Below are 13,321 nucleotides of genomic sequence, written 5' to 3'. Positions count from 1 at the left end.
GTGATGCACCTTTGTTGAACCTACCTGCGTTGCCTCTGGTTGAGTGCCATCAGCAACACCTCGAGTTTCCTTGACAGCTCGGCACGCTCCTCTCCCCCGAGAAAAGCCCCGATTTCCAGCTCCCTTCCGTGCGACACCAGCAGCAGACGTTCTCTTCCCCCTTCGGACCGCAGCTGCACGCGCACCCAATACGTCTGGAAGCGCGCACTGCGCCGACCTGGCAGGGATTGCACCTCCAGCGACGATTCGTCGAGGGTGATGCGCTCGCTGCGGTCGCCGGCCCGCCAGGCCACGCCTAGGGCGAAAGCCACCGCGGAGGACTCGACCAGTGCGAACAGCGGAGCGAACACATTCCCCTGCCACGCCCCCAGCACGGCCGTCGTCAATGCCAGCGCCGCCAGTACTCCGATCAATCGACGCAGGTCGCGGTGGCTGAGGGAACGATTGGGCTTGAGCCACATCGTTACGCACGGCAAGCCGGCAACAGCTGGTCGAAGCACGATCATGAGAACCCGGCGTGCCTGGAACGCAGGCATGATAGGCCGCGATGGCGTCGATGAGCAAGAATGACGCAGATGCTTGATTTGAAGCAGGGATGAACAGGAAGTTTCGTGCGCTGGAGCGCGTGTCGAAGGTGCACTGACGCGCGTTTGTGTTGCACGTCATGGGTTTGGGCCGCCACTAACGCACACGCCTTGCGATGCCGCGCGGACCTGCGCCCAGGGTGCGACGGTTTGCCACATCCCTGTCATCACCGTCGTCTCAGCATGTCGCTGCCCGGCGGCCATCTCACCCCCTGATGACCCGCCCGCGCCCCGGCGCTGCTTCTCGCCCACATATATATGTGTGGCGAGCACCCTTGCCGCACCGCAACACCCCATACGGATGCGTGCGCCAGCCCCCGCGCGTACAATCCCGCGATTCCCCGCCCCACCAACGTTTCGGCTAAAAAACCCTGTGACTCAGCCTATTCTCAGCCCCGAACTGCCGACCGGCATCGAACCGGCACGCGCGCGCATCACCGCCAACTGGCTGCGCGACGAAACCGAAGCGGTCAACGATCTGCTGGCGCAGGCCACGCTGCCGCCCGCCGAGCGTGAAAAGGTGATCGATCTCGCCGCCGATCTGGTGACGCGTGTGCGTGCGCGCGCCAAGGATCAGAGCGCCGTCGAATCCTTCATGCGCCAGTACGACCTTTCGTCGGAAGAAGGCGTGCTGCTGATGTGCGTGGCCGAAGCGCTGCTGCGTATTCCCGACAAGGGCACCGCAGACAAGCTGATCCGCGACAAGCTGGGCGATGCAAACTGGAAGAAGCATCTCGGCCAGAGCGAGTCGCTGTTCGTCAACGCCTCCACCTGGGGCCTGATGCTCACCGGCAAGCTGGTGAACCTCGCCGAAGACACCCGCCACGACTTCACCGGCGCGCTGCGCCGCCTGGTTGGCCGCGCGGGTGAGCCGGCGATTCGTCTGGCCGTGCGTCAGGCGATGCGCATCATGGGTCACCAGTTCGTGATGGGTCAGACCATCAGCGAGGCGCTGGACCGCTGTGCGCAGAAGGAATACGCGGTTTACCGCTACTCCTACGACATGCTGGGCGAATCCGCGCTCACCAGCGAAACCGCCGAGCGTTACCAGCAGGATTACCGCAACGCGATCGCCTCGATCGGTTCGCGCGGCCCGTTCGCCAACCACACCGATGCGCCGTCGATCTCGGTGAAGCTCTCCGCGCTGCATCCGCGCTACGAAGTGGCCAAGCGCGAGATCGCCCGCCGGGATCTCACCGCCAAGCTGCTGGAGCTGTCGCAGCTGGCGATGAAGCAAGGCATCGCGCTTTCCGTCGACGCGGAAGAAGCCGATCGTCTCGAACTCTCGCTCGACATCATCGGCGATGTGTTCGCGCACCCCTCGCTGGAAGGCTGGAATGGTCTGGGCATCGTGGTGCAGGCGTATGCCAAGCGCACGCCGTTCGTCATCGACTGGCTGATCGAAACCGCGCGCGCCTCCGGCCGCCGCTGGTACGTGCGCCTGGTGAAGGGCGCGTACTGGGACGCGGAAGTGAAGCGCGCGCAGGAAAACGGCCTCGGCGGTTACCCGGTGTATACGCGCAAGCCGAACACCGACGTGTCCTACCTCGCGTGCGCACGCAAGCTGTTCGATGCCGGCGTGGAACTGATCTATCCGCAGTTCGCCACGCACAACGCGCACACCATCGCCGCCGTGTATCACCTGGCACAGGGTCGTCCGTACGAAAACCAGCGCCTTCATGGCATGGGCACGGACCTCTACGCCGAAGTGATCGGCAAACAGAACCTCAACGTGCCGTGCCGCGTGTACGCGCCGGTGGGCACGCATGAAGACCTGCTGCCCTACCTCGTGCGCCGCCTGCTGGAAAACGGCGCCAACACCAGCTTCGTCAACCGCGTGGTCGACGAAAGCCTGCCGGTGCGCGAACTGGTCGCCGATCCGTGCGAGACCGTGCGCTCCTTTGCCTCTATCCCTCACCCGCGCATCCCCCTGCCGGTGAATCTCTACGGTGAACTGCGGAAGAATTCCATGGGCGTCAACTTCTCCAACGACAACGAACTGAAGGCCCTCGCCGAGGCGATCCAGAGCAAGAACGGTCCCTGGACCGCCGAGCCGCTGGTGCCGGGCGCCAAGAGCACCGGCGCCACCGTGCAGGTGACCAACCCGGCCGATCGCCGCCAGGTCGTGGGCAGCTACGTCTCGGCCGACAGCGCCACCGTCGACAAGGCGCTGGCCAATGCCGTCGCCGCGCATCACCAGTGGGATCGCCTGCCGGCCGCCAGCCGCGCCGCCATCCTCGAGCACGCTGCCGAGCAGTTGGAAGCGCGCCGTGGCGAGTTCATCGCACTGTGCGTGCGCGAAGCCGGCAAGAGCCTGCCGGATGCCATCGCTGAAATCCGCGAAGCGGCCGACTTCCTGCGTTACTACGCCACCATGGCGCGCCGCCTGTTTGGCCATCCGGAACAGCTGCCAGGCCCGACAGGCGAGAGCAACCAGCTCTTCCTCAACGGCCGTGGCGTGTTCGTCTGCATCAGCCCGTGGAACTTCCCGCTGGCGATCTTCCTGGGCCAGGTCAGCGCCGCGCTCGCCGCCGGCAACAGCGTGATCGCCAAGCCCGCGGAACAGACCAGCCTGATCGGCTACGCCGCCGTGAAGTTGCTGCACGACGCTGGCGTGCCGGCTGACGTGCTGCAGTACCTCCCGGGTGATGGCGCCACCGTCGGTGCCGCACTCACCAAGGATCCGCGCGTCGCGGGCGTGGCCTTTACCGGCTCCACCGAAACCGCCTGGGCGATCAACCGTTCGCTCGCCGCGCGCAATGCGCCGATCGCCGCACTCGTTGCCGAAACCGGCGGCCAGAACGCGATGATCGCCGACTCCTCCGCGCTGCCGGAGCAGATCGTCAAGGACGTCATCTCCTCCGCCTTCCAGTCCGCCGGCCAGCGCTGCTCCGCCGCGCGCGTGCTGTTCGTGCAGGAAGACATCGCCGATAAGGTCTGCGCGATGCTCGCCGGTGCCATGGCCGAACTGAAGGTCGGTGATCCGGGCCAGCTCTCGACCGACGTCGGCCCGGTGATCGACGAAGACGCCAAGAAGATCCTCGTTGACCATGCTGCGCGCATGGACAAGGAAGCGAAGAAGATCGGCGAAGTGGCGCTCGACGCGGGAGCTACGGGCAACGGCACGTTCTTCGCGCCGCGCGCCTATGAAATCCCGGGCCTGTCGACGCTGACGCGCGAAATCTTCGGCCCGGTGCTTCACGTCATCCGCTGGAAGGGCGACGAGCTGGGCAAGGTGGTCGATTCGATCAACGCCACCGGTTACGGCCTCACGCTGGGCATCCACAGTCGCATCAACGACACGGTGGACTACATCCAGAGCCACGCACGCGTGGGCAACTGCTACGTCAACCGCAACCAGATCGGTGCCGTGGTCGGCGTGCAGCCGTTCGGCGGCGAAGGCCTGTCCGGCACCGGCCCGAAGGCCGGCGGCCCGCACTACCTGCTGCGTTTTGCCGGTGAGCGCACGCTCACCATCAACACCACGGCGGCGGGTGGCAACGCGTCGTTGCTGACGATCGGCGAGTAATCGCACCAGAAAGGCCGGCGCGAAAGCGCCGGCCTTTTTCATGCCCGGAGGTTTCATGCGACGCACCGTGCTGCTTGGCTGCCTGCTGACCTTGGCGCTGATGGCGCCGTTGCATGCGGCATCCGCGGACGACGGCGAACAGCGTTTCGCCGCCAGCCTGCACCTTGGTGCGTCACCTCAGTTGCGCTATCTGGACGCGGCGGGCAAGCCACTGGATTACCCGGCGTTCGCGCAGCAACTAGGCGAAGGGCGGAGCTTCAGCATCACCAAGGACAGCCAGGCACACGCAGCACTGCTTCGCCTGCGAGCACCCGGAGCCACTGAAGGGCAACCCGGACGCTTCTCCTTCAAGCGCGGCGATGCCTTCCCACCGTTCGAGTTGCCATCCCTGCAGGGTGGCGTGCGGCGACTGAGCGATTTCAACGGCCGCTATACCCTGGTGAGCTTTTTCTTCGCCGACTGCGCGCCATGCATCGCCGAAGTGCCGACACTCAACGCCTATGCACGTGAGCACGGCGACATGAACTTCGTGGCGATCACCTATGAAGATGCCGCCACGGCGCAACGCTTTGTGAGCGAGCGTGGTCTGACATGGCGGGTGTTGCATGACGGCACGGCGCTCACGGATACCATCGGCGTGGGCATCTATCCCACGCTGATGCTGATCGATCCGTCCGGACACGTTGCTGGCGCGGCGGTGGGGATGTCGATGCGCGATGAGCCGTCCAAACGGCTAACAGATCTCACCATCTGGGTTGAACAGTGGAAAGCCACGAGTACCTCAAGGTAAATCCGCCCTCATCGTCATCCCAGCGAAAGCTGGGATGACGAGCGTAAACGTGAGAGTCGTTAGATAGCCTGCACTATCCTTTCAAAACCACCCTCAATAAGGCGTCACCTCAATCAACGCACGCTCCGCGCTGCATTGCGTCCCCGCGTTCGAAAGCGCTGACTTGCGGTAATCCGCCAGCTCCGAACGCGCAGCCGCCAGGTCTTCCTGAAACGCATCCGAGGCGTGCAACGTCGCCACCACGGCCGCGCCGTTCATCACACCCGCCTCGATGGCACTGAGGTTGTGCGCGCCGCACACCACGCGGCTGTCGCCATAGGCGCGTGCCCGCAACAGCAGGTCGGTAGCGCGATCCGGCGCCAGCTCCGTCAGCACCAGCCCCACCGCCCAACCTCGCGTGGCATGACCCGAAGGGTAATCGAAGCTGCGGGCAAGCTGCGCCGTCGACTGGCAGACCGCCCCCTGATCAATCAGGAACGGCCGCTGCCGCTGATTGGCCTGCTTGGCAGGGCCGGTGGACGCATCGGCAGCCTGGCTCGTCAGATCCACCAGTGCGGCCAGATGCGGCAAGGTCGCGGCATTCAGCGGTACGCCCATCGCGCAGCTGAAGTCCGCCATCAGTTTCGGCGTGGCGTAGTCCACGTCCTGCTGGGCCAGTGTCCAACGCGGCGTGCCCTCAAGCTGGCGCGTGGCGCGGAACACCTCGCGGTCGGCCTCATAGCGTGGCGACCCGGCCTTGGGCGCGGCTGGCAGCAGCTCGGCCGTTCGCAGGGGAACCGGGGCGGCCGCGGCGGTGTTCGGAGCATGGCCGGGCGATGTCTGCACCGGTGCACAACCGGCCATCGCCAGCGCCAGGATCAGCGCCGCCATACAGCGGGGTGGGGACAGAACCTCGTTCATGTACGTTCTCCGCAGGCAGGGTCCGGGATATGAACCGTGGTGCATTGCATGAAGCGACGGGCTGGCCGCCATGATATAGATCAAGTCGGTGTCGGGCTTTTCCGGTGCCGGGGGTGAGGGAGAGCACGCAGAATGACGTCCATGGCGGCCGTATCTGGCCATCCAATCGACGACACCACCGCGACGGCGCTTGGCGCCGACGCGCGTTTTACTGCTGCCGAAACGCCACCCAACATCCTCGTCCACCTGACCCAGCTGGCCCTGTCGCGCGGCCTGCGCTGCGACGGCTGGTTCGCCGGCTCGGGCCTGACCCGCGAGCAGCTCAACGATCCCACCCTCCGCGTGTCCTACCGGCAGGCCCGCTCGGTGATCCGGCGCGCCCTGCAGACCACCGGCGAGGCAGGTCTGGGGTTGGCCGTAGGCCGGGTGGAAACGTTGGGCAGCTTTGGCCTGCTCGGCCTGGCCATGATGACCTCGGCTACCTTTGGCGAGGCCATGCAAGTGGGCATCAATCATCATCGCGTCAGCGGCAGCCTGCTCGATGTGAGCTTTGAAGTGGCCGGGCCGCGCGAAGTGGCACTGGCCGCCTGGCCGCGCTTCAACGACGCGCCACTGCTGCCGTTTCTTTGCGAAGAACTGTTCTCCAGTTCGCTGGCCATCGCGCGCGAACTACTTGGCCCGGGCTTCAACCCGTCCCGGCTCGAGCTGACCTACGCACGCCCCGCGCACGCCCAGGCCTATGCCGACTACTTTCGGTGCGAGCTGGTGTTTGGCGCCCGCTACAACCGCATTCTTCTCGACGTACAGTGGCTCCAACACCCGCTGCCCACGCACAACCCGCTGACCGCGCAACAGGCGCTGGCGCTGTGCAACCAGCAGCACGATGCCAATGGCGTGCAGCAGGAAATTGTCGCTTCGGTCGAACGCCTGCTTCGCAGTCACCTGCGCCATCAGCCGCGCCTGCCCGACGTAGCACGCATGCTCAACATGAGCGAGCGCTCTTTGCGCCGTCGTCTGGCCGAAGGTGGCCGCATCTTTCGCGAGATTCACGACCGCGTGCGCGCCGAACGCGCATTGGAACTGCTGCACGGTGGCACGCTGAGCGTGGCGGAAATCGGGCTGGAAATCGGCTTCAGCGATCCGCGCGAATTCCGCCGAGCATTCAAGCGGTGGACCGGCATGCCGCCTCGCAGCGCGCGCCAGCACGCGGCCTGAAAAGCTGACACGTGTGGCTGGCAGCAAGCAGCCGCAAAGAACGGAGAAACCCCAGGCATCATCCGCCATCAGGTTTCGGCGAAAGACGACGTCATAACGGCACCGGGCGGGGCCGTCATCACGGAAACTGCGTGATAGTTTGCCGCTTCCAGACATGATCTCTTCTGGCTGTTCTGCCGATGCTGCGCCGGGTCGCACGCTTCGCCCCTATGGCGGGCCCGCAGCAGGCACTTATGGGAACCCACACGCCATGCTGAAAGACTTCACCCAGACCGCCCTGCTGCTCATCACCGGCCTGTTCCCCATCATCAACCCGATCGGGTCGGCATTCATCGTGCTGAGCATGGTGCCCAACGCCACGCCGGCAGAACGCACGGATCTCGCCTGGCGCATCACGACCAACAGCTTTGTCATTCTGCTGGTGTCGCTGCTGATGGGCGCTTATGTGCTCACCTTCTTCGGCATCTCCATACCGGTGCTGCGTGTATCCGGTGGGTTGATCATCGCCGTGGCGGGTTGGAATCTGTTGCAGAAACCCGATGACGATGACATCGCCGACAAAACGCAGGAGATCCAGGCCACCCCCGCCACGGGGTCACTCGAGTCCAAAGCGTTCTATCCGCTGACCCTGCCGCTCATGGTTGGCCCCGGCTCCATTTCAGTCGCCATCGCACTAGGCAGCAGCACGCCGCGAGAAGGGTTGTCCGCCGCGCATTTCGCGGGCGTCGCCCTGGCGCTGATGGTGCTTTGCGCCAGCATCTACGCCTGCATGCGCTTTGCCGGCACGCTTGAGCACTTTCTGGGTAGCGTGCGCACCAAAATCGTGATGCGCCTGTTTGCGCTCGTCACGTTCTGCATTGGCATGCAGCTGCTGTGGCTTGGGCTGTCTGACTTGCTCGCCTCAGTAAAATGGAAGTAGGCAGAGGCCAACGGCCGGCGATTGGCATCCGGGGGTGCCACCAGCGCCCCGTGCCGTAAGCGGCGCGTCCATCACCGCAAGAGCCTGCGAAGACGCAGGTCCCAAAGGCTCCCATAAAGCGGGGTGCCGCTAGTCATACCCTGCCCACGCTGGCCGCTTTGCCCCCCTTCCCCGCAGCTCCCGCCCTCCCCACCACGGTTGCATTCCATGACAGTGGATAGGTCATGCATACCGCTGCTAATGGGGAGAAAGCGACCATGCGTAAGACCCTTCTGGCCCTTGCCATACCCGTACTGCTGGCCGCCTGCAGCCAGGAAGCGCCGCCGGCGCAGAGCAGCAACGATGTCTCGTTCGAAGCCAAGCTCCAGCAGCAGTTGCTGGACGCCAAGCCGGGCAGCGTTATCGAAATTCCGGCCGGCCACTATCACCTGCAACGCGGCATGAGCCTGCGCACGGATGGCGTCACCATCAAGGGCGCCGGCATGGACAAGACGGTGCTCTCGTTCAAGGGCCAGGTGGTCGGCCCTGAAGGCCTGCTGGTGAACGCCAACGACTTCACCATCGAGAACCTCGCGCTGGAAGACACCAAGGGCGATGCGCTCAAGATCAATCAGGGCAAGAACATCACCATCCGCGGCGTGCGCGTGGAATGGACCGGCGGCCCCAAGACCACCAACGGCGCTTACGGCCTGTATCCCGTAAAGACGCAGAACGTGCTGGTGGAAGACTCCGTTGTAATCGGCGCTTCCGACGCCGGCATCTACGTGGGCCAGTCCAACAACATCGTGGTGCGCCGCAATCGCGCCGAATACAACGTGGCGGGCATCGAGATCGAAAACTCGGTGAATGCCGACGTGTACGACAACACCGCCACCAACAACACCGGCGGCATCCTGGTGTTCAACATGCCCAACCTCTCGCAGGCGGGTCACAGTTCGCGCGTGTTCAAGAACAAGGTGTTTGCCAACAACACCGACAATTTCGCTGCCAAGGGCGCCGCCGTGGCCAGTGTGCCGCGTGGCTCGGGCGTGGTGGTGAACTCCAACGACAAGGTGGAGATTTTCGACAACGACATTGCCGACAATCAGACCGCCAACGTCATCATCTCCAGCTACTTCTCGACCAACTACTACAACACCAAGGGTGTCGCGGCGGATTACAACCCGTATCCCAAGGGCATCTTCATCTACGACAACCGCTTCAAGGGCGGCGGCGATTCGCCGGACGGCATCAAGCTGAAGACGCTGAAGACGGCCGTGTACGGCCTGAGCGGCAAGTTCCCGGACATTTTGTGGGACGGCTACGTCAACGAGAAGACGCTGGTGAATGGCCTGCCGCCGGACAGCGATCGCTTCTGCATCCAGAACGGCGATGTGGGCGTGATCAACGCCGACGGCCCGCACGACTACAAGAACCCCAGCACGGATACCAAGCCGTACCAGTGCACGCTGCCGAAGTTGTCGCCGGTGGTGCTGGATCCGGAACCGAAGGCGTGAATGCGTGCGCGTGATCGCGGTGTATCGCCATGGTCACCCGCACTATTTCCTCACCGTCATCCCGGCGTAGGCCGGGATCCAGCGACTTTCGATTTGCCGTGATGTTTAAAAGGCACTGGATCCCGGCCTACGCCGGGATGACGGTGAGGGACTTTTCTACGTCACCGGACTTCGAACGCCTTTTCTAAAAGAACTTGCACAGGCTCCACGATGACGTTGTCGACAAAGTTCTATCCGCTCTTCTTGCTGCTTCCATTGCTGTTGCTGCTAAGCGCGTGCCACCGCGACCTCGACCCCGTGACGTTCCATGCCGACGGCCGCCCGCCGAAGCTGAGCGACTGGCACGTGGTGGAAGTGCGTGACGGCAAACTGGTGCTCAACCAGGGTGTCGTGCCCTACGACCTCAACACGCCGTTGTTCACCGACTATGCGCACAAGCTGCGCACGGTATGGATGCCCAAAGGCGTGTCGGCCAAGTACGACCCCACCGACACCTTCGACTTTCCGGTCGGCACCGTCATCAGCAAAACGTTCTATTACCCGCGTGCGGCAAGCGGCAAGTTCGCCGATGTGGCACGCACCTATGACAGTTCTCGCGACTTCGCTGGCGAGGGGCTGGATCTGGCCAACGTACACCTGGTCGAAACGCGCATCCTCGTGCGCCGCGAATCGGGTTGGTCCGCCATTCCCTATGTATGGAAGGACGACCAGAGCGACGCCCTGCTTGCACGTACCGGCGCGGTGATTCCGCTCACGCTGGTGTCCGACAACGACGCTCGCGAAGACTTCAACTACGTCGTACCCGATGAAAGCCAGTGTGCCAGCTGCCACGCGCAGGACTGGGTGTCGCGCAAGGTTCATCCCATCGGACCCAAGGCACGCCACCTCAATCGCGATTACCACTACGCCACCGGCGAAGAAAACCAGCTGGCGCATCTGATGAAGATGGGCTACCTCACCGGCGCGCCCGCACCTGCCGAGGCACCGCGCAACGCCAACTGGATGGATGAGCACGCCTCGCTCGACGCCCGCGCCCGCGCCTATCTCGATATCAATTGCGGCCACTGCCACAACCCGAAGGGCGCGGCCAACACCACCGGCTTGTCGCTGGATGTCAGCGTGCCGGAAGACCGCCACCTGGGTATCTGCAAGCCACCGGTCGCCGCGGGCCGCGGTACGGGCGATCACTTTTTCGATATCGTGCCGGGCTCGCCGGGCGACTCGATCATCACGTACCGGATGAACTCGGCCGACCCGGGCGAAATGATGCCGGAACTGGGAAGAAGCACCGTGCACCGCGAAGGCGTGGCACTGATCAAGGCATGGATAGCCGCGCAGTCGGGGGGCTGCGTTGCCATTCACTAACAAGCATCAAGCCGCGATCGCAAGATCGCGGCCTTTTCATTTTGAGGGGAGAACCTGGTCATGAAGATCCGTCCGCTATCCGCCTGCCTGCGCCGCGTACTGCTCGGCAGCACGGTATGTCTGCTTGCCGGCCTGCCGGCCATCGCCTCCGCTGCCGATCCGGCACCGCAGGACACCGGCTCGAAGGCCGACGCCACCCAGGCGAATCCCGACAAGGCCAAGCTGCTCGGTAACGTCACCGTGACGGCGCAGAGCCGAAGTCAGGAAGTGCAGTCGGTACCGATTCCGCTGCAGATCGTCACCGCCAAGCAGATCGACACGCTGGCGGCCACGGATCTCAGCAAGATGGATATCTTCGTGCCGGGCCTGGTGATCGACGCCAGCCAGCCCACGCAGCCCACGTACGAGCTGCGCGGCATCAGCACCAGCAACTTCGGCATCGGCACCGAATCGGCGGTGGGCGTGTACGTCAACGGCGTTTATGCCGCGCGTTCGGGTGGCTCGCTGCTGGCTTTCAACGACATCGCGCGCATCGAAGTGCTGAAGGGTCCGCAGGGCACGCTGTTCGGCCGCAATGCGGCGGCGGGCGCCATCTCCATCGTCACCAACGAGCCCACCGACAAGTTCGAAGGCAACGCCCGTGTGCGCATCGGCAACGACGGGCGCAAGTACGCTGACGCGCTGGTCAATATTCCGCTCAACCATGACATGGCGCTGCGCCTGAGCGTGCTCGACAACCAGAGCGACGGCTGGATCAAGGACGCCGCCACTGGAAAACGCTACGGCGAAGACAACGACTGGGGCTCGCGCGCCGTGTTCCGCTGGAATGTCACGGACAACACCCGCGTCTTGCTGTCGTGGGATCACGAGAAACTCAATCAGCCACCCGAGCCGGCTATCGGCCTGATTCCGCTTTCCAACGATACCAACCAGCGCGCGCCCTTCCCGCCCGACCCGACCACCTATCTCAACCCGCTGCACGCGCCGCTTTACAACGACGCCATCGGCGCCAAGGAAACCCGCCGTTTTGATGGCGTCACGCTGTCAGTCGATCACTCGTTCTCCTGGGGCAGCCTGGTATCCACCACCGCGTGGCGCGGCTTTGACACGTTCAACCTGGGTGACTACGACGGCACCAATCACGTTGTCACCTACCTCGATACCGCCAACATCGAACACAACAACAGCTGGTATCAGGAGTTCAAGCTGTCGGGCAACAACGACCTGATGGACTGGGTGGCCGGCGTCAGCTACTACCAGGAGCAGGCACGCCAGACCAGCCAGACCAACATCAACACCAACAGCCTCGACACGCTGGCGCAAAACGTTCTTGGCGTCGGCACGCCGCTCGCCGATATCAGCAATGCGCTGGCCTCGTTCGGCCTGCCAGTGAGCCTGCTCGGCGATCCGTGGCATGAGGCCATCAGCAACGACGGCAACTTCAAATCGTATGCCGCCTTTGGCGACGTGATCTGGCATATCACCGACCGCTTCGACGTCACCACGGGTCTGCGCTATACGCGCGATCAGAAGGACTTCAGCTGGTACAACATGCCGCGCAGCGCGCCGGCATTCGACGCCACCATTGCCGGCCTCAACGGCCTGGGCGTCATCCAGCAACTGCCGCCGGATGCGCAGGGCGCGCTGGCTGCCTTCGGCAACAACGTGATCTTCCCCAACGCTGTCGGCCAGAACGTGTATGCCAGCAACACCTGGAACAACTGGAGTCCACGCGTCGTCGGCAGCTACAAGTTCACGCCGGATGTGATGGGTTACGTGTCCGTCACCAAGGGCTACAAGGCAGGTGGCTACAACAGCGTGCAGATCGGCTCGCGCTTCCAGCCGGAAAAGGTGACCAACTACGAGGGCGGCATCAAGGCGCTGCTTCCCGATCAAAACCTGCTGCTCAACGGCTCGGTGTACTACTACCGCTACAACAATAAACAGTCGCTGGCGCTCGATCCGAACAGCAGCGGCTCCGGCGTGCCGATCTACATCGTCAACAGCAGCGATCAGGAAGCCAAGGGCCTGGAACTGGAAGCGCAGTGGCAGCCGATCGAAAGTTTCCGCACCAATTTCATGGGCGCGTACATCGATTCCACCTATCGCAAGGGCACGGCGCCTGACGGTACCGATCTCACCGGCCAGGCCACCGGCGCGCCGTACTTCTCCGGCGCCCTGTCGCTGGCCTACACTCTGCATAACGTGGCCAACGGCGACCTGGAATTCGACCTGGCGCAGGCCTATCGCGGCAAGACGCGTTGCAACTCCGATTCCCAGTTTCAGGGTACCTGCAACGTCAGCCCGAACTTCCAGATCGGCACCAGCCAGCAACGCACCGATGCCCGCGTGGACTGGCACGCACCGGGCGACCGCTGGGGCGTGGCACTGTACGGCACCAACGTCTTCAACAAGCGATATGTGACAGGCGTAAACAACATCAGCGCATCGGTGTTCGGCACGCCCTTCGCCTCCATCAGCCCGCCCCGCATGTGGGGCCTCGAACTACGCGCGAAGTTTTGA

General features: G+C 63.9%; 9 protein-coding genes. 7 read left to right on the top strand and 2 right to left on the bottom strand.

Going from position 1 to position 13,321, the window contains the following annotated elements:
- Nucleotides 1-20 precede the first annotated feature (20 nt).
- Nucleotides 21-461, bottom strand: a complete 441-nt coding sequence (locus tag OQE56_RS18510; RefSeq protein WP_267226378.1) for a DUF2244 domain-containing protein — start codon at nt 459-461, stop codon at nt 21-23.
- Nucleotides 462-957: 496 nt separating this feature from the next.
- On the opposite strand from OQE56_RS18510, the gene putA reads away from it, so the two are divergent.
- Nucleotides 958-4,113, top strand: a complete 3,156-nt coding sequence (gene putA / locus OQE56_RS18505; protein WP_267226326.1) for a bifunctional proline dehydrogenase/L-glutamate gamma-semialdehyde dehydrogenase PutA — start codon at nt 958-960, stop codon at nt 4,111-4,113.
- Between the two features lie 55 nt (nt 4,114-4,168).
- Complete coding sequence (locus OQE56_RS18500) at nt 4,169-4,903, top strand: TlpA family protein disulfide reductase (protein ID WP_267226325.1); 735 nt, start codon at nt 4,169-4,171, stop codon at nt 4,901-4,903.
- A 93-nt stretch (nt 4,904-4,996) separates the two neighbouring features.
- On the opposite strand, the gene OQE56_RS18495 is transcribed toward OQE56_RS18500, so the two are convergent.
- Nucleotides 4,997-5,803 carry an acid phosphatase gene (locus OQE56_RS18495; RefSeq protein ID WP_267226324.1) on the bottom strand — a complete coding sequence of 269 codons (807 nt, stop codon included), beginning with the start codon at nt 5,801-5,803 and terminating at the stop codon, nt 4,997-4,999.
- 141 nt (nt 5,804-5,944) lie between these two features.
- Between OQE56_RS18495 and OQE56_RS18490 the strand changes: the two genes are divergently transcribed.
- The 5 genes from OQE56_RS18490 to OQE56_RS18470 all read left to right on the top strand — a co-directional run bounded on the left by OQE56_RS18490 (nt 5,945) and on the right by OQE56_RS18470 (nt 13,321).
- Complete coding sequence (locus OQE56_RS18490; protein ID WP_267226323.1) at nt 5,945-7,018, top strand: AraC family transcriptional regulator; 1,074 nt, start codon at nt 5,945-5,947, stop codon at nt 7,016-7,018.
- 250 nt (nt 7,019-7,268) lie between these two features.
- On the top strand, nt 7,269-7,937 hold the full coding sequence (locus OQE56_RS18485) for a MarC family protein (protein WP_267226321.1): 669 nt from the start codon (nt 7,269-7,271) through the stop codon (nt 7,935-7,937).
- A 257-nt stretch (nt 7,938-8,194) separates the two neighbouring features.
- Nucleotides 8,195-9,433, top strand: a complete 1,239-nt coding sequence (locus OQE56_RS18480) for a parallel beta-helix domain-containing protein (protein WP_267226318.1) — start codon at nt 8,195-8,197, stop codon at nt 9,431-9,433.
- A 210-nt stretch (nt 9,434-9,643) separates the two neighbouring features.
- Nucleotides 9,644-10,798 carry an SO2930 family diheme c-type cytochrome gene (locus tag OQE56_RS18475; protein WP_267226316.1) on the top strand — a complete coding sequence of 385 codons (1,155 nt, stop codon included), beginning with the start codon at nt 9,644-9,646 and terminating at the stop codon, nt 10,796-10,798.
- A 60-nt stretch (nt 10,799-10,858) separates the two neighbouring features.
- Nucleotides 10,859-13,321: a TonB-dependent receptor gene (locus OQE56_RS18470; RefSeq protein WP_267226315.1), complete on the top strand. Its 2,463-nt coding sequence runs from the start codon at nt 10,859-10,861 to the stop codon at nt 13,319-13,321.

The sequence above is a fragment of the Dyella silvae genome (assembly GCF_026421305.1).
Taxonomy (GTDB): domain Bacteria; phylum Pseudomonadota; class Gammaproteobacteria; order Xanthomonadales; family Rhodanobacteraceae; genus Dyella; species Dyella silvae.
This window is presented reverse-complemented; position numbering and strand designations above follow the sequence as displayed.

Excerpts from the sequence above, each read along its gene's own strand:
- OQE56_RS18510 (WP_267226378.1), bottom strand. The coding sequence starts at position 461 with ATGTGGCTCAAGCCCAATCGTTCCCTCAGCCACCGCGACCTGCGTCGA.
- OQE56_RS18500 (WP_267226325.1), top strand. The coding sequence starts at position 4,169 with ATGCGACGCACCGTGCTGCTTGGCTGCCTGCTGACCTTGGCGCTGATG.
- OQE56_RS18495 (WP_267226324.1), bottom strand. The coding sequence starts at position 5,803 with ATGAACGAGGTTCTGTCCCCACCCCGCTGTATGGCGGCGCTGATCCTG.
- OQE56_RS18490 (WP_267226323.1), top strand. The coding sequence starts at position 5,945 with ATGGCGGCCGTATCTGGCCATCCAATCGACGACACCACCGCGACGGCG.
- OQE56_RS18485 (WP_267226321.1), top strand. The coding sequence starts at position 7,269 with ATGCTGAAAGACTTCACCCAGACCGCCCTGCTGCTCATCACCGGCCTG.
- OQE56_RS18480 (WP_267226318.1), top strand. The coding sequence starts at position 8,195 with ATGCGTAAGACCCTTCTGGCCCTTGCCATACCCGTACTGCTGGCCGCC.
- OQE56_RS18475 (WP_267226316.1), top strand. The coding sequence starts at position 9,644 with ATGACGTTGTCGACAAAGTTCTATCCGCTCTTCTTGCTGCTTCCATTG.
- OQE56_RS18470 (WP_267226315.1), top strand. The coding sequence starts at position 10,859 with ATGAAGATCCGTCCGCTATCCGCCTGCCTGCGCCGCGTACTGCTCGGC.